This is a genomic window from Acinetobacter tjernbergiae DSM 14971 = CIP 107465 (assembly GCF_000374425.1).
GTDB lineage: Bacteria > Pseudomonadota > Gammaproteobacteria > Pseudomonadales > Moraxellaceae > Acinetobacter > Acinetobacter tjernbergiae.
Window position 1 is genome coordinate 85,574 of record NZ_KB894363.1, and the last position, 15,874, is coordinate 101,447.

The following is a 15,874-nucleotide window of genomic DNA, read 5'->3' on the forward strand; positions in this document are numbered from 1 at the left end:
ATGACTTTTAATTGAATCAAAAACATAAAAAAAGCTCGCCGAAGCGAGCTTTTTTGAATCGGATGTATTACAAGCTGTAGTACATATCAAATTCAACTGGGTGAGTCGTCGTGTTAAGACGACGTACATCTTCAGTTTTAAGTTCGATATATGCATCAAGCATTTCTTTAGTGAATACACCACCTTTCAACAAGAACTCATGGTCAACTTGAAGTGCTGCAATAGCCATTTCCAAGTTATGAGCAACTGTTGGGATTTTCGCTTCTTCTTCAGGAGGAAGATCATACAAGTTTTTGTCAGCAGCTTCGCCTGGGTGGATCTTGTTTTGAATACCATCAAGACCAGCCATTAACAATGCTGAGAAACCTAAGTATGGGTTCATTAATGGATCAGGGAAACGTGCTTCGATACGCTTGCCTTTAGGGCTAGAAACGTAAGGAATACGGATAGAAGCAGAACGGTTACGTGCTGAGTAAGCAAGCATAATTGGTGCTTCGTAGTGTGGAACTAAACGCTTATACGAGTTTGTACCTGGGTTTGTGATTGCATTCAATGCGCGAGCATGTTTGATCACACCACCAATGAAGAATAATGCCATTTCTGATAAACCAGCATATTCATCACCAGCAAACAAGTTCTTGCCATCTTTAGAGATTGACATATGAACGTGCATACCAGAACCATTATCACCAACCATTGGCTTAGGCATAAATGTAGCTGTTTTGCCATATTGGTGAGCAACGTTCCAAACTGCATATTTGAACTGTTGAACTTCGTCCGCTTTACGAACCAATGTATTGAAGCTCACACCAATTTCTAATTGGCAAGATGCAACTTCATGGTGATGCACTTCTACACGACCAGGGCCCATGATGTCTTCAATACGTGCACACATTTCAGCACGCATATCTTGTGAAGAATCAACTGGAGGAACTGGGAAGTAACCACCTTTTACACGTGGGCGGTGACCAGAGTTACCTGCTTCGTAGTCTTTACCAGTTGACCATGCAGCTTCTTCTGCGATTAATGTATGGCGCGCGCCAGACATATCGATATCCCATTTAACTTCGTCAAAAACGAAGAATTCTGGTTCTGGACCAAAGAATGCTGTATCGCCAATACCAGTAGATTTTAAATATTCTTCAGCACGACGAGCAATCGAACGTGGGTCACGCTCGTAACCTTGACCAGTAGATGGCTCGATTACGTCACAAGTCACAACAACTGTAGGTTCAGCAAAGAACGGGTCAAGAAAACATGTTGCAGCATCTGGACGTAAGATCATGTCAGAAGCTTCAATGCCTTTCCAACCAGCAATTGAAGAACCATCAAACATTTTACCGTCTTCAAAGGTATCTTCATCAATTGTGTCAGCTGGGTAAGTTACGTGTTGCTCTTTACCCTTAGTATCAGTAAAGCGAAAATCGACCCATTTTGCGCCACTTTCTTTGATGAGTTGAAGGACCTTGTTCGCCATGCTCATTTGCTCCAATGAAATTTTTATGCACTTGTTAAGTGCGTGTTAGTTGTTGGTGTATAATTAGCAATTATCATACCAACAATTTTAAAACATACCTAAAACATTGAAATTCTTTGCAGAAAAAATGCTTTAAGCTCCATGTCCCATATCCACTATAATGTTTGCTTTCGCAAATGCACCATATTTAAACATTCCGATCTCAGCTAGTCCCCAAAACAGACATAACGAACCAAAGTGGTGCAAAACATATAACAGAGAACTAATGTAGTGCAAAAGCACACCATCACTAGTTAGCATTAAATTGGCTTTTTATATCATTCTTTTCAACTTCATTCCAATCAATTCATTTAGACTTTTGGTTCACTTTGCATATTTTCACCCAAGTTATTCAATTTATGAGGTTTATTATCTGTTTCCATGGCTCTTTATATCCTCAGTATATAAATCCATCAAAACATCTATTAAACGAAATATTCAACATTGATCATTTGTTTTTGTTATGATTATTGTCCTCTATATCTAAGAAATGCCTTTACGATGCATACGGTGCGAAAGGAATATCATTTTTAGATAGGTTTATCAAAAGCAAAAGCACAATAAAGTGCGTATTTTCAAAAGGTTATAATCATGCTTTTAATGATTGACAACTATGACAGTTTTACTTACAACATCGTTCAATATTTTGGCGAGTTGAATCAAGAAGTAAAAGTTGTTCGTAATGATCAAGTCACATTAGAAGATATTGAACGATGGCAGCCTAAATACTTGGTAATTGGTCCAGGTCCATGCTCACCAAGCGAAGCTGGAATCTCAATTCCAGCAATTAATCATTTTGCAGGAAAAATTCCGTTACTTGGAGTGTGCTTAGGGCATCAAGCCATTGGGCAAGCATTTGGTGGTCGTATCATTCGTGCAAAAACTGTCATGCATGGTCGTTTATCCGATATGCATCATAGCGATAAAGGTATTTTTAGCAATTTACCCTCACCTTTTGCGGCAACACGTTACCATTCATTGGTGATTGAGCAAGAAACATTGCCTGAGTGTTTAGAAGTGACGTGTTGGACTAACCAAGTCGATGGAACGATTGAAGAGATTATGGGCGTAAAGCATAAAACGCTACCTGTAGAAGGCGTTCAATTCCATCCCGAATCTATTTTGAGCCAACATGGGCACCAAATTTTCAAAAATTTCTTAGATATTTACGCTTAAATGTAAACTCAAGCTCTAAGATAAGCAGCCTATTTAAAAATAGGCTGTTTTTTATTTTGCATCATGAAAATACTTTAAATTAAAAAACTAAGCCTAAGCTCAAAACTAAAGCTATTTTCTGCTAACATAGCCAATTAGCAAGTGAATCATATATCACTGAAAGCGACCCCTCATCATCAACTGGTTTTGCTCAATCTTTTAATCATTAAATGCTGTAACTCATGACTATGAATATCCAACAGGCACTCAATCACATTACTAAAAACATTCATCTTAGCCAGCCACAAATGGAAGATGTCATGCGTAGCATTATGCAAGGTGAAGCAACCGATGCACAGATCGGTGCGCTGATGATGGGCTTGCGTATGAAAGGTGAAAGTATTGATGAGATTACCGCAGCTGCACGTATTATGCGTGAATTTGCAATAAAAATTGATGTCAGTGATATTCCTCACCTTGTCGATATTGTTGGTACAGGTGGTGATGGTCAAAATCTATTCAATGTTTCTACTGCTTCAAGTTTTGTAATTGCAGCCGCGGGTGCAACCATCGCCAAGCATGGTAACCGTGGCGTATCAAGTAAATCGGGTTCATCTGATGTGCTTGAGCAAATGGGGATTCAACTTGATTTAGACATGCAACAAACCGAACGCTGTATCCGTGAAATCGGCGTTGGTTTCTTATTTGCACCAAATCATCATAAAGCAATGCGTTATGCCGTCGCACCCCGTCGTGAATTAGGTATTCGTAGTATTTTTAATTTACTAGGTCCATTGACCAACCCTGCGGGTGTCAAACGTTTTGTGATTGGCGTATTTTCAGATGAGCTGTGTCGTCCTATTGCAGAAGTATTAAGACAACTGGGCGCAGTCCATGTATTGGTTGTACACTCAAGAGATGGTTTAGATGAAATCAGTCTTGCAGCCCCAACAACTGTCGCTGAACTTAAAGATGGTGAAATTAGCGAATGGACACTAACGCCTGATGAAGTTGGTATTCCTTCTCAAACACTGACTGGCTTAGTGGTCAACAGTTCAGAAGAAAGCTTAAAGCTGATCAAAGATGCTTTAGGTCGTGACAAATCAGAAATTGGTGAAAAAGCAGCAAATATGATTGCACTGAATGCAGGTGCAGGTATTTATGTTGCAGGTATCACCAAGACCTACAAACAAGCAGTTGAGTTCGCTCAGGATATTCTTTACGGCGGTCAAGCCTTAGAAAAAATGAGTATTTTGGCTGAATTCACCAAGACATTGAAACAATACCAAGCAGACTAAGGACTTCTCATGATCGATATTCAAAATACCATTTTAGGTAAAATTGTTGACCGCAAACATGAGGAGCTTGCAGCACGTTTAAAACAACGTAGCTTGCACGATGTTGAACAGTGGGCAAAAGAGGCAACACCAGTTCGTGGTTTTGCGAATGCTTTACAGCATAAACGCCCTGCTGTGATTGCTGAAATTAAAAAAGCATCACCATCTAAAGGCATCATTCGTGCAGACTTTAATCCTGCGGAAATTGCACAGCAATATGAACAAGCAGGTGCAGCATGTCTCTCCGTCTTAACTGATGTGGATTTCTTCCAAGGTGCTGATGAAAATATTGTGATTGCACGTAATCATTGTGCCCTACCAGCTTTGCGTAAGGACTTCTTGGTTGATCCTTATAACGTGGTTGAAGCACGTGCCTTACATGCAGATTGTATTTTATTAATCGTGGCATGTTTATCAGATCAACAACTTGAAGAAATGTCAAAAACTGCATTTGAGCATCAACTTGATGTGTTGGTTGAAGTGCATGATGAATATGAATTGGAACGTGCGTTAAAGCTTTCTGAGCAATGTATTCTAGGCGTGAATAACCGCAATCTTAAAACCTTTGATGTTGATTTAAATACTTCATTACGTTTAAAGAAATTGTTACCTGCTTCGCGTGTATTGGTTACTGAAAGTGGTATCGCCACGCCTGCCGACGTAGACATGATGCAAGCCAATGATATTCACACTTTCCTTGTGGGTGAAAGCTTTATGAAACAGCCTCGCCCTGATCAAGCATTTAATGCTTTGTTTGGGCAACCTGATCTAGTTTAAAAACAAACCGAAATAAAAAGCCCAATTCTTTATCATTGGGCTTTGATAATTATTTTAAAAATACCATGCCAAAATATGGATTTGAATTGACAATAAAATAAAGAGCATGAATTTATGTCGAATAAAGAAATTGAATCATTACAAAGAAGCTTATGTGGAAAATATGATACTCCTTATTGTCCAATTTTAGAGGGAACAAAGTTAGGAATAACACTGAATATCAAAGAAAATATAAATCCTATTAATGGTTTAAGACATCCTCCTGAAGGTAAGACAAATGGATGGTATATCTGGGGCGGTGAAGATTTTTCTGATGATCCTAATTTTTTTAAATCTATACATATAGAACATATCACTGAATGGTGCCCACAAATACAAAAGTTTCTAGCATTACCTCCTGGTTGGAGATTCTTAATAGCTAATAATTATGAAGACGTTTGGTTTGATGAGTCATTACTTGACATTTAGTTTTATAAAATTTTTTTCTTAACAAGCTAATTTTGAATAATCTTATAATTACAACTAATTGACCATTTTTGAACAGCCACTCACGACTTTAGATTATCTACAACATTGTATGAATGCAATTCAGTTCAAATTATCACAGTTTCGGACTATAATTTTACATCTCTCGTATCTTGCCTATTTTTCTAAACTTATGAGTAAACACGATTCATCGCTTTCTAAAGATCAGTTTAACTTACTGAAAGCCTTTAAAAAGCAAATCTCTAACCCTCAATCTAGCGCTATTGCAAAACAAGTTGAGGCAAAAAAAACTCAGGCGATCGCTGAAGAGTTAGAAGATACTGAGCTTTTTAAAAAGGCCCTTCTTGGCGTAAAACCAATCGACAATCAAAACATTGCCGATACCAAAGTCGCGCGTCGCAAAAAAGTTGATGCCCAAACCTTAGCAAAACGCGCAGCAGCCGAAGGTGGTACTGAGCAAGAGCTTACAGAAATTTCAGATACTCAAGCCATCTTAAACCCAGTGGCAAGTCAAGCGACTTTAAGCTATCGCATTGCAACCTTGCAGCACAAAGTCTTTGAAGATTTAAAAACAGGTAAAACTCGTTGGTTTGAAGCAGTCGATTTACATGGTTGTACCGTTGAACAAGCCCGAGCAGCCGTTCTACAAATCATTCAAATGGCAAAAGATGAAAATCAGAATGTCATCAAAATTGTTCACGGTAAAGGACCTGAAGCCATTTTAAAAACCTATGTCAATGGCTGGCTTAGACAACATCGTGATGTGCTTGCATTTGTCAGCGCACCTGAAAATCAGGGGGGTACTGGTGCTGTTTTAGTGCTCTTAAAACGTGCAGAAAAGAACCCAAAGCACAAACAATAATCGGCATTTGGTTCAAAATTAAGTTTTTGAGTCGTTTTCTGATACAATTCCCGTTTTGTTCAACCCACCTAAGTGAACATTGTTATGTCTATGCAGCAATCGTACGCAAATATTTTAACTGCCGTTGGTGAAGATCTAAATCGCCCAGGCTTAAAAGATACGCCTATGCGTGCGGCTAAAGCTTTTTCTTTTTTAACTTCTGGTTATAGCAAAACCCTTGAAGAAGTTACAAATAGTGCGGTTTTCCCTTCCGATAACCATGAAATGGTATTGGTCAAAAATATCGAGTTTTATTCGCTTTGTGAACATCACCTTCTCCCATTCTATGGTCGTGTCCACATTGCTTATTTACCTGAAGGTCAAGTTTTAGGTCTTTCTAAATTTGCGCGTATTACTGAAATGTTTGCACGTCGTTTACAGATTCAAGAGAATTTGACACAGCAAATTGCCGAAGCAGTTGCAGAAGTGACTCAGGCACGTGGTGTTGCGGTTGTGATTGATTCAGCCCATATGTGTATGATGATGCGTGGCGTCGGCAAGCAAGAATCAACCACACGTACAGTTTCTTTTGTTGGTGATTTCAAAACTGACAAAGATGCACGTCGTGAGTTCTTAAGTGCTGTACCTGAAAGCTATTGAACCGAGCAATTCATATGTCATCTATTCAGTTAGCAGATTTTGGTGAATTAGTTCAAAACCAAGCCAGCATTGATTTTCCTCGACCTGATCGCCTAGTCACAGGAAATCCTGAACGTCTCACCTATAGCTTATATGAACATCCACATATGGGCTGTGGTATTTGGCAATGTGAAGTGGGTGCTTGGAATATTCAATTTGCTGACAATAAACAAGAGTTTTTTCAAGTGATTGAAGGGGTTGTCCGTATCCATGATGCAAAAACCAATTCTTTTATTGAAGTAACTGCGGGAAATGCAGGCATTATTCCCCCTGCATTTATCGGTACATTTGAAGTCATTGAAGCTGTTAAAAAATACTATGTGCTTGTTGAAGTGTAATTTCATTACATACATTTCAAGATATAGAATTTAGGAATGTAATTGCCACATTCCTTTTTTATTTCTAGTACCTAAGATTTTCAAAACCAAGACTAAACTTAAAAGTAATAATAAATACCAAGAACCTAATTTTCCCCAACCGACCATATGCCATGCATCGATCTGACTCGGATATAGCCAAATTTTATAAAATGTACTAATGTTTTCCGCAATCCAAATCAGGAATGCAAGTACCAATAACACAGGTAACATTGGAACTTTAAAAGTATGTCTTTCAAGCTGAAAAGAGAGCTTAGTCTTCCAAAAAATGACAATACTCCAAGTAAATAAAACCAAACGAATGTCTGGAATAAAAAACTTGGTCATAAAGTTTAAATACGACAAAACTGCTAAACACAGCATATGGCTGAACTGTGGTAAATTTTCGAAAGATACTTGATAAAGTCTTAAAGATCGAGCAAAAAAGCTCCCTACAGCCGAGTACATAAAACCTGCAAATAATGGCACAGTGAGGAGTTTAAAAATTGCAGGTTGCGGATATTGCCAAGAAGCAATCGCAGGATGTGTGAGGAAAATTTCCATCCCCATTGCCATGATATGAAACAAGGCTATCACTTTCGCTTCAGCCCATGATTCAAGCTTCAAGTACAACAAACAAACCTGAATCGCTAATGCATAAAACAGTAAATAGTCATAGCGAAAGAAACCATAGTACTCATGACTTCCCATAGGTGCTGTCAATGCAAAAGCAATTAAAAGCAATAATCCAAATAAGGCAGCCGAAGCTGCCTTAGTCATGAAATTTAGGGATAATACGATCAACTGCACAAAATGAATCCTAGCGTGTTTAGTCTTGAAATATGCTCAATATCAACCTAAATATTTTGCGCTGTATTCATGTACAGTATCGACAAAAATCTTAGGTTGGGCAGGATCAACCCATTGGGTAATGCCATGACCTAAGTTTGCGATATACCCTGTTTTGTCACCATTTGCATAAGCATCATCGAGCATTGCTTTTACCGATTTTTCAATTGAAGCTGCTGAACCATAGAGCACTGCTGGATCTAAGTTTCCTTGTAGGGCAGCTCGACCTGCAACCACATCACGTGCAGTATACAGTGGTGTGGTCCAGTCTAAGCCAAATGCATCTGCACCTGTGCTTAACATGGTCTCTAACCATTGACCACCACCTTTGGTGAATACAATAATCGGAATACGTTGACCATCTTTTTCACGTTGCAGTCCTGCAATAATTTTGCTCATGTAGTTCAATGAAAATTCGACATATTCGCGATGTGCTAATGCGCCGCCCCAACTATCAAAAATTTGAATTGCTTGAGCGCCTGCATCAATTTGTGCGTTGAGATAATCAATCACTGAATCAGCAAGATGATCAAGTAAGGCATGTAACACTTCGGGTTGTGCATACATCATATTCTTAATAAAGCGGAATTCTTTACTTGAACCACCTTCAACCATATAGGTTGCTAAGGTCCAAGGGCTGCCCGAAAAACCAATCAGCGGCACTTGTCCATTTAAAGCAGATCGAATCGTTGAAACTGCATTCATCACGTAAGCTAAATCTGATTTAGAATTTAGTTTCGGTAAATTTGCAACATCTTGTTCAGTACGAACAGTTTTATGAAACTTAGGGCCTTCGCCCGCTTCAAAATACAGTCCCAAGCCCAGTGCATCAGGAACCGTTAAAATATCTGAGAATAAAATCGCAGCGTCAAGCTCATAGCGGCGTAATGGCTGTAAAGTCACTTCACAAGCAAACTCGGTATTTTTGCATAGAGACAAGAAATCTCCTGCTTGCGCACGAGTTTCACGATATTCTGGTAAATAACGCCCTGCTTGACGCATCATCCATACAGGTGTGGTGTCTACAGGTTCACGCAGCAAAGCTCGTAAAAAACGATCATTTTTCAACGTTGTCATTACCAATCTCTAAATTTTTTCATGTAGGATGCATCATAACAAAGTTAGCCCTGAATTTATAATTGTAAACCCATACAAAAAATCAGACTTCAACTAATTTTTTTGCTTTGACACAAAACTGCTACTGCAAGCTGTTCTATTTTCTGTAATACTTGCAATATCTTATATCTCAATATGAATAATTCTTAAGGTTGAATTACATGTTTGTTCGCTCATTACTCGCTATGAGTTTAAGTTGTATTCTTGCTAACGTTGCTTTTGCTGCCCCAACAACTGAGCAAGCATTAAATCCAAAAAAAATCTCGGCTCCTGTACAAGATCCTATTGACCCATTATCTATCGAGCGTTCTGCCGCATCGAGTGTAATGGCTCAACCTGCATCAAGTGTTGTGACTCAAGCTGCTTCTGAGCCACAAGTCAATACAGGAGCTGCTTCGGCAATATCTCAAAAACTAGAAAATGCACCAGAGACAACGACGGCAACAGCACCAACCGTTAAAGTTTCATGGACTTTGGACAGTTTAAATACTGCCGATTGGTATGAAAATCTTGAGAAAGGTCAATTGCCTGTATATGCACGTGCACATGTGATGCTCAACAATGCTCATGCTTCACCAGGTGCAATTGATGGTTCAAATGGTAAAAACACCTTAAAAGCAATTGCTTCATTCCAGCAAATGAATGGTCTCACGCCGACTGGGCAACTGACGAAAGAAACATGGGATGCTTTAGTCTCGCAACAAACCAAACCAGCATATATTGAATACACCCTCACTGATGCGGATTTAAAAGGCCCTTATGCGGATTCAATTCCTTCGGACTATGCACTACAAGCAAAAATGAAAGGTTTGTACTACACCCGTGTAACAGAAATGTTAGGTGAAAAGTTTCATATGGATGAAGGTTTCCTCAAAAAACTAAATCCAACTGCAACATTCAAAAAAGCGGGCGAAAAAATTATTGTTGCGAATGTACGCAATGATTTACCAGAAGATATTCATTTAATCGTTGCACACAAAGGTGCAAGACAGCTTTATTTATTCAATAGTCGTAACCAAATGATTGCATCCTTTCCTGCAACAATTGGTAGTACTGACACGCCTTCTCCGACTGGTACATATAAAGTAGTAGGTGTAACCAAAAACCCATACTACAGCTATTCACCATCGAATTTCGTTCAAGGTAATAACCTTAAACCACTCATGTTACCACCTGGTCCAAACGCACCAGTTGGTAATATTTGGATTGGTCTCAGCAAACGATCTTTTGGTATTCATGGGACACCAAATCCTTCTTTGATTTCGAAGACAGCATCGCATGGTTGTATCCGTTTAACCAACTGGGATGCAAATGATTTAGGTGGAAAAGTACGTTCTGGCGTTACTGTAAAGTTCTTAGAATAATTTAGATTATTCAATAAAAAACCGAATACCATCAGTATTCGGTTTTTTTTATCACGCTTTCTTTTATTCGACACTGGGCAAGGGTTGATAATAGATTTGGTTACGCCCAAGTTGTTTAGCTCTATAAAGCGCTTTATCTGCCGTATGAATCACTAAATCTTGACTGATTTTAGGATTGCCATTAAAAACCGTAATCCCTAAACTAATGGTGACATGATTAGAAACTAAAGATTTTTCATGAGGAATCATCTGCCGATCAATTGCTCGATAAATATTTGTTGCAACTGCATAAGCACCTTGAGCAGAGGTTTCTGGTAAAAGAACAACAAACTCTTCACCACCATAACGTGCAATAAAATCCATATGTCGAATTGAACTTTTGATGTTTTTTGCAATGGCAGAGATCACTTGATCTCCCATCTGATGTCCATAGAAGTCGTTATAATTTTTAAAAAAATCAATATCAATAAACAGTACAGACATTGCCTTACTATCTTTACATGCCAAGTCATAGTAATAACTAAACATTTCTTCAAAAGTACGCCTATTCGAGACCTTGGTTAATTCATCATGTTGGCTTAAATGTAGAAGCTCAGATGCCTGCAACCGCAAAATTTTTTCATCAATTTCAGCTATTTTAGTTTTTAGAAATAATTTTCTTTCCTTAGAGATGAGCATCACACTAATGGAAAAGCCTAATAAGAGACTTCCAATGAAAGTGCGCCCTAACATTAAAAAATCACAGGGTACTTTGAGAAAATATAAGGACAATAAAATCACGATCGCGGCAGAAGAACCAATCCATAACATATGTTTAGGCTTAATTCCGCTAAGAATAAAGCCCAACATATACAAAAATGCAATCAATACCATTGATTGACTTTGCAACACCGCATTAGAAATACTCATCATCAATAAAGATGGAAAAAGAATTGTGCAAAATACGATCACGCATGTAGCTGGATAAAATAATCGGTTCAAGCGTCTAAAGCGAGAAAATGCCCAAAATGAAAATAATGCTGCTCCCACTACAACCAAACTGAGAATGCTATATATCAGATCTAAGAGAAAATGAGTGCTTGTTCGAATAACCAATAAGTTCGATGGTAAAATCAAAAGTACAAAAATGGTATATGTGATTACGCCTTGACCAAAGAACTGAATCGCATTCATTCTGGTTCGATCAATATTAAATTGCCAAAACTCATTTTCGAGTTGAGCAGGCAAACTTTTCTGTGTTTTATTCGTTCTAGAATGTCGAACAACAAGCTGCTCTAGATCTTCTTTTGTTTTGCGTAACTGCTTAATATCATATTGATTTTCCATCCCTCTCACTCTTCTTATAATGCTGTATTCTTATCCAACATAAAAATAACACAATTTCTCATATTTTCATGAGCTTTACGTAACCACTTATCCATAATTGTAGTTACCATTTTTACACCATATGCATTATTATTTATATTATTTTTAAGTCTGAAGTACGCCTTGAATACAATTACACTTTTACAGCCAGATGATTGGCATGCACACCTACGTGATGGATTAGCTTTAAAACGTACTGTACCAGATCTTGCTAAACAATTTGCACGCGCAATTTGTATGCCGAACTTGGTTCCACCTGTCAAAACGGTAGAAGAAGCGCTCGCATATCGTGATCGTATTCTTGCTCATGTTCCAGAAGGGCTTCACTTTGACCCACGTATGGTACTTTATTTTACAGATTTCACTTCACCAGATGAAGTTCGTAAAATCAAAGAATCTGAGTTCGTCAATGCCATCAAATTGTATCCTGCTGGTGCGACCACAAATTCAGATAATGGTGTGAGCGATATTCGTAAAGTCTATGCGGTGATTGAACAACTTGAAGAACATCAAGTGCCGTTATTGTTGCATGGTGAAGTCACTCACAACCATGTCGACATTTTTGACCGTGAAAAAAGATTCTTAGATGAAATTTTGTCTCCGTTATTAAAACAGTTCCCAAAATTAAAAGTCGTTTTAGAACATATTACCACCAGTGATGCGGCGAATTTTGTACTTGAACAAGATCGTAATGTTGCAGCGACGATTACACCGCAACATTTACTCTTTAACCGTAATGATATGTTGGTTGGCGGCGTAAAACCTCATTTCTACTGCCTGCCTATTTTAAAGCGTCAAACTCATCAAACGACGTTATTAGAAGTTGCGACCAGTGGCAATCCAAAATTCTTCTTGGGTACAGACAGCGCACCTCACTCACAAAATGCGAAAGAAAATGCATGTGGTTGTGCAGGTTGCTACAGTGCACCAAATGCAATTGAATTGTATGCTCAAGCATTTGACCAAGTTGGTAAATTAGAACGCTTAGAAGGCTTTGCAAGCATATTTGGTGCTGACTTCTATGGTCTTCCTCGCAATACATCAACAATCACGCTAGTGAAAGAAGAAAATACAGTCGCTGAATCTTTTGACTATCTTGAGGGTCAAAAAATCATTCCACTTCATGCAGGTAAAACACTACAATGGAGAAAAGTGTGACCCAAGAAGAAAACAAAGCTCCAGTGATTGCTCAACGTTTTCGTGGATTTTTACCTGTGGTGGTTGATGTAGAAACCGCAGGATTTAATTCACAAACCGATGCCCTCCTCGAAATTGCGTGTATCCCGATCATCTATGATGAACAAGGACAATTTGTACCAGGCCCTTCTTTCCATGCACACATCAATCCTTTTGAGGGTGCAAACCTAGATCGCCGTTCATTAGATTTTATTGGGATTGATCCATTTAATCCAATGCGTGTGGCAATGGCCGAAGATGAGCGTGGTGCTTTACGTCGTATTTTCAAATCATTAAATGAAGTGCGTAAAGCACAGCATTGTACCCATGCGGTATTGGTAGGTCACAATGCCCATTTTGATTTAGGTTTTCTACAAGCAGCAATCAATCGTTCTGGTACTAAAAATCAAAATCCATTTCATAGCTTTTCAGTATTTGATACTGTGACTTTGAGTGCAGTGATGTTTGGTCAAACCGTGTTAGCACGTGCATGTATTCAAGCAGGAATTGAGTTTGATGGTAAAGAAGCACATTCTGCTTTATACGATACGCAAAAAACTGCTGAACTGTTTTGCTATATTTTGAACAAACTGTCTCCTCACCTTCTTGACACTTTGGTGACAGAGCCCTAATATACACCCACCTCAAGAAGTCCCTATCGTCTAGAGGCCTAGGACATCGCCCTTTCACGGCGGTAACCGGGGTTCGAATCCCCGTAGGGACGCCAAATTTTAAAAAGCCACTGCATCTTTAAGACAGTGGCTTTTTTATTGGTTCTTTATAAATAGAGCTGCTACAAAATAATTATTTTGAAAAATCTATTTTATTATCCTTAGCATATTTTCTACCCTATACTGAAAACAGATCAAAACCATAATTTTAAACCTAATATGCAAATCCGTTTATTCCACTTACAAAATTCACGTTCTCAACGCATCGTTTGGTTTTTAGAAGAATTAGGACTTCCCTACGAGTTAGTCATCAACCACCATTCAAACGTAGATGAAAAGAAAAACTCACCGCATCAATTATCGAAATTTCCTACCGTTGAAATAATAAATCAAGAACAAATCTCTATCTTAGCCGAAACTTCAGCGATTATTGATTACTTGTCTTATCTATATCCTCAATTAGGGCAGAGTAAATTATTAGGATCACAACTTCAAAGTTTTTATTATTGGAAAAATTATTGTGAAGGCACATTTATTCCAGATCTGTTACTCAAACAAATTTTTAACCAAATTGTACAACGCACACCATTTCCAATTCGCTTCGTTTCAAAGTTTTTAAAATATGGATTGATCAAGGCTATTTAAATCCATCATTACAGCGACAAATGTGTATGATCGATGGACATTTAAAAGATCAATTTACGATTGCAGATATTTTGATGTGGTTTCCATTATTGGCTTGCTCGCAAAATGACCATCAATTTAAACATATACAGCGTTATTTAGCCCAAATAGAAAACAGACCCGCCTTTAAAAAATCTTTAATTAAAGGGCAATGGTCTGCTTCTACGTTTCAGTCCTATTGGACAATTGCGTGGTAATTCAGTTATGCTGATTTACGCGAATTCACTCGCCCTTTTACAACAGCCTTAATATTGCCTTTTGCATAATTTAAAAACACAATTAAAGGTGACAATTTAGGATTTGGCTTTTTACCTTGTCCAATTGCCTTGAATTGTGCTGCATACCAAATGATTTCCATGATTGCCATTTTATCGACAAAAGGAATCCCTGTTTTGATTTGATTTACGGCATAACGTACATCATTACCCGCAATTAAACGATCAGTTAAATCAGTTTCAACAGCCAATGGACGTGCAATACCAATAAAATCACATGCACCACTTTCAAGTGCTGCATTCATACCTGCTACAGTACGGAAACCGCCTGTAACCATCAATTTACAAGTCACATGCTGACGAATCTTTTCAGCAAATTCTAGGAAGTAAGCTTCACGTGCAATGGTACTGGCTTTACGAGACTCAGCTTTGGCACCTGCCATTGCTGGCGCTTCATACGTACCACCTGAGATTTCAATAATATCGATTCCCGCAGCATCAATGGTTTTAAATACCGTCATCACATCTTCTTCAGTGATCCCACCACGTTGGAAATCTGCTGAATTGAGCTTCACCGAAATAATGAAGTTTTCTGATGTTGCTGCACGTACAGCCTTATAAATTTCCACCAAGAAACGCATACGGTTCTCAATCGAACCACCCCATTGATCCGTACGTTTATTGGTTAATGGAGATAGAAATTGACTAATCAGATAACCATGCGCACCATGAAGCTGCACACCTTCAAATCCTGCTTTTTCACAGACTGCTGCTGCTGTTGCAAAACGCTGAATAATATCAAGGATTTCTTCATGTTGAAGTTCACGCGGAGTGCCAAACATTGCTGCAAGCATGGGGCTAAAAGGGACTGCCGATGGGGCAACGGTTTCTTTGTTCAAACCTTTAGGGCATTGGCGACCTGGATGTGACAATTGAATCAATTGCACCATGCCATATTTTTTACCAACATCAGCCCATTGCTTTAATTTTGCTAAGTCACGTTCAGTTTCAATCGCAACCACACCAGGTTCATTCTTGGCAGCAATATTGACCATTACATTACCTGTAATCGCACAACCTAAACCGCCTTTTGCCCAAGCCTCATACAAACCAATGTGTAACTCATTCGGCTGCCCTTCGTGATTGGCAAGTGCCTCACTCATAGCCCCTTTAATAATGCGGTTTTTAAATGTGGTATTACGAATTTGGATACTGTCTGCAATCTGACTCATGGTCATCCTCTGCTATAATTAGAGTATTTACTCTA

At 38.5% G+C, this 15,874-nt stretch carries 15 protein-coding genes, 1 tRNA gene and 1 pseudogene; 12 read left to right on the forward strand and 5 right to left on the reverse strand.

The window, feature by feature from the left end; translation table 11 throughout:
* Positions 1-67: 67 nt before the first annotated feature.
* On the reverse strand, positions 68-1,483 hold the full coding sequence (gene glnA, locus C502_RS0109740) for a type I glutamate--ammonia ligase (RefSeq protein ID WP_171067626.1): 1,416 nt from the start codon (positions 1,481-1,483) through the stop codon (positions 68-70).
* A 624-nt stretch (positions 1,484-2,107) separates the two neighbouring features.
* Between glnA and C502_RS0109750 the strand changes: the two genes are divergently transcribed.
* From C502_RS0109750 to C502_RS0109780, 7 genes are all read left to right on the forward strand, one after another.
* Complete coding sequence (locus C502_RS0109750; protein ID WP_018678640.1) at positions 2,108-2,692, forward strand: anthranilate synthase component II; 585 nt, start codon at positions 2,108-2,110, stop codon at positions 2,690-2,692.
* Between the two features lie 227 nt (positions 2,693-2,919).
* Positions 2,920-3,969, forward strand: coding sequence for an anthranilate phosphoribosyltransferase (gene trpD, locus C502_RS0109755; RefSeq protein WP_035308770.1), 1,050 nt, complete (start codon positions 2,920-2,922; stop codon positions 3,967-3,969).
* Between the two features lie 9 nt (positions 3,970-3,978).
* Entirely contained in the window at positions 3,979-4,785 is an 807-nt protein-coding gene (trpC, locus tag C502_RS0109760) for an indole-3-glycerol phosphate synthase TrpC (RefSeq protein ID WP_018678642.1), read from the forward strand.
* A 114-nt stretch (positions 4,786-4,899) separates the two neighbouring features.
* Complete coding sequence (locus C502_RS0109765; RefSeq protein WP_018678643.1) at positions 4,900-5,253, forward strand: immunity protein Imm33 domain-containing protein; 354 nt, start codon at positions 4,900-4,902, stop codon at positions 5,251-5,253.
* Positions 5,254-5,443: 190 nt separating this feature from the next.
* On the forward strand, positions 5,444-6,133 hold the full coding sequence (locus tag C502_RS0109770) for a Smr/MutS family protein (protein WP_026315777.1): 690 nt from the start codon (positions 5,444-5,446) through the stop codon (positions 6,131-6,133).
* A 90-nt stretch (positions 6,134-6,223) separates the two neighbouring features.
* Complete coding sequence (folE, locus tag C502_RS0109775; RefSeq protein ID WP_017397502.1) at positions 6,224-6,772, forward strand: GTP cyclohydrolase I FolE; 549 nt, start codon at positions 6,224-6,226, stop codon at positions 6,770-6,772.
* A gap of 14 nt (positions 6,773-6,786) precedes the next feature.
* Positions 6,787-7,149 carry a cupin domain-containing protein gene (locus C502_RS0109780; protein ID WP_018678645.1) on the forward strand — a complete coding sequence of 121 codons (363 nt, stop codon included), beginning with the start codon at positions 6,787-6,789 and terminating at the stop codon, positions 7,147-7,149.
* Positions 7,150-7,179: 30 nt separating this feature from the next.
* On the opposite strand, the gene C502_RS0109785 is transcribed toward C502_RS0109780, so the two are convergent.
* Positions 7,180-7,947 carry a DUF817 domain-containing protein gene (locus C502_RS0109785; protein ID WP_409360632.1) on the reverse strand — a complete coding sequence of 256 codons (768 nt, stop codon included), beginning with the start codon at positions 7,945-7,947 and terminating at the stop codon, positions 7,180-7,182.
* Positions 7,948-8,019: 72 nt separating this feature from the next.
* A complete protein-coding gene (hemE, locus tag C502_RS0109790; protein WP_018678647.1) occupies positions 8,020-9,093 on the reverse strand; it encodes a uroporphyrinogen decarboxylase in 1,074 nt (357 codons plus the stop codon).
* A gap of 200 nt (positions 9,094-9,293) precedes the next feature.
* Here hemE and C502_RS0109795 point away from each other — a divergent pair, with 200 nt between their 5' ends.
* Positions 9,294-10,496 (forward strand): L,D-transpeptidase family protein, encoded by a 1,203-nt coding sequence (locus C502_RS0109795; protein ID WP_018678648.1) that lies wholly within the window; start codon positions 9,294-9,296, stop codon positions 10,494-10,496.
* Between the two features lie 63 nt (positions 10,497-10,559).
* Here C502_RS0109795 and C502_RS0109800 read toward each other — a convergent pair whose 3' ends face one another.
* Positions 10,560-11,822, reverse strand: a complete 1,263-nt coding sequence (locus tag C502_RS0109800) for a GGDEF domain-containing protein (RefSeq protein WP_018678649.1) — start codon at positions 11,820-11,822, stop codon at positions 10,560-10,562.
* A 162-nt stretch (positions 11,823-11,984) separates the two neighbouring features.
* Between C502_RS0109800 and pyrC the strand changes: the two genes are divergently transcribed.
* The 4 genes and pseudogenes from pyrC (at position 11,985) to C502_RS18265 (ending at position 14,589) form a co-directional block, all read left to right on the forward strand.
* Complete coding sequence (gene pyrC, locus C502_RS0109805) at positions 11,985-13,019, forward strand: dihydroorotase (protein WP_018678650.1); 1,035 nt, start codon at positions 11,985-11,987, stop codon at positions 13,017-13,019.
* Positions 13,004-13,669, forward strand: a complete 666-nt coding sequence (gene rnt / locus C502_RS0109810) for a ribonuclease T (RefSeq protein ID WP_023274763.1) — start codon at positions 13,004-13,006, stop codon at positions 13,667-13,669. Before pyrC ends, rnt begins: the two co-directional genes overlap by 16 nt.
* Positions 13,670-13,688: 19 nt before the next feature.
* Positions 13,689-13,764: transfer RNA gene (locus C502_RS0109815), tRNA-Glu, on the forward strand.
* Positions 13,765-13,927: 163 nt separating this feature from the next.
* Positions 13,928-14,589 (forward strand): annotated as a pseudogene (locus C502_RS18265) (glutathione S-transferase N-terminal domain-containing protein).
* A gap of 5 nt (positions 14,590-14,594) precedes the next feature.
* Here the strand turns inward: C502_RS18265 and C502_RS0109825 are convergent.
* Entirely contained in the window at positions 14,595-15,839 is a 1,245-nt protein-coding gene (locus C502_RS0109825) for an NADH:flavin oxidoreductase/NADH oxidase family protein (protein ID WP_018678652.1), read from the reverse strand.
* Positions 15,840-15,874: the final 35 nt, after the last annotated feature.

Excerpts from the sequence above, each read along its gene's own strand:
- C502_RS0109750 (WP_018678640.1), top strand. The coding sequence starts at position 2,108 with ATGCTTTTAATGATTGACAACTATGACAGTTTTACTTACAACATCGTT.
- C502_RS0109800 (WP_018678649.1), bottom strand. The coding sequence starts at position 11,822 with ATGGAAAATCAATATGATATTAAGCAGTTACGCAAAACAAAAGAAGAT.
- C502_RS0109785 (WP_409360632.1), bottom strand. The coding sequence starts at position 7,947 with ATGACTAAGGCAGCTTCGGCTGCCTTATTTGGATTATTGCTTTTAATT.
- folE (WP_017397502.1), top strand. The coding sequence starts at position 6,224 with ATGCAGCAATCGTACGCAAATATTTTAACTGCCGTTGGTGAAGATCTA.
- hemE (WP_018678647.1), bottom strand. The coding sequence starts at position 9,093 with ATGACAACGTTGAAAAATGATCGTTTTTTACGAGCTTTGCTGCGTGAA.
- C502_RS0109770 (WP_026315777.1), top strand. The coding sequence starts at position 5,444 with ATGAGTAAACACGATTCATCGCTTTCTAAAGATCAGTTTAACTTACTG.
- glnA (WP_171067626.1), bottom strand. The coding sequence starts at position 1,483 with ATGAGCATGGCGAACAAGGTCCTTCAACTCATCAAAGAAAGTGGCGCA.
- rnt (WP_023274763.1), top strand. The coding sequence starts at position 13,004 with ATGGAGAAAAGTGTGACCCAAGAAGAAAACAAAGCTCCAGTGATTGCT.
- C502_RS0109780 (WP_018678645.1), top strand. The coding sequence starts at position 6,787 with ATGTCATCTATTCAGTTAGCAGATTTTGGTGAATTAGTTCAAAACCAA.
- trpD (WP_035308770.1), top strand. The coding sequence starts at position 2,920 with ATGAATATCCAACAGGCACTCAATCACATTACTAAAAACATTCATCTT.
- C502_RS0109825 (WP_018678652.1), bottom strand. The coding sequence starts at position 15,839 with ATGAGTCAGATTGCAGACAGTATCCAAATTCGTAATACCACATTTAAA.
- trpC (WP_018678642.1), top strand. The coding sequence starts at position 3,979 with ATGATCGATATTCAAAATACCATTTTAGGTAAAATTGTTGACCGCAAA.
- C502_RS0109765 (WP_018678643.1), top strand. The coding sequence starts at position 4,900 with ATGTCGAATAAAGAAATTGAATCATTACAAAGAAGCTTATGTGGAAAA.
- C502_RS0109795 (WP_018678648.1), top strand. The coding sequence starts at position 9,294 with ATGTTTGTTCGCTCATTACTCGCTATGAGTTTAAGTTGTATTCTTGCT.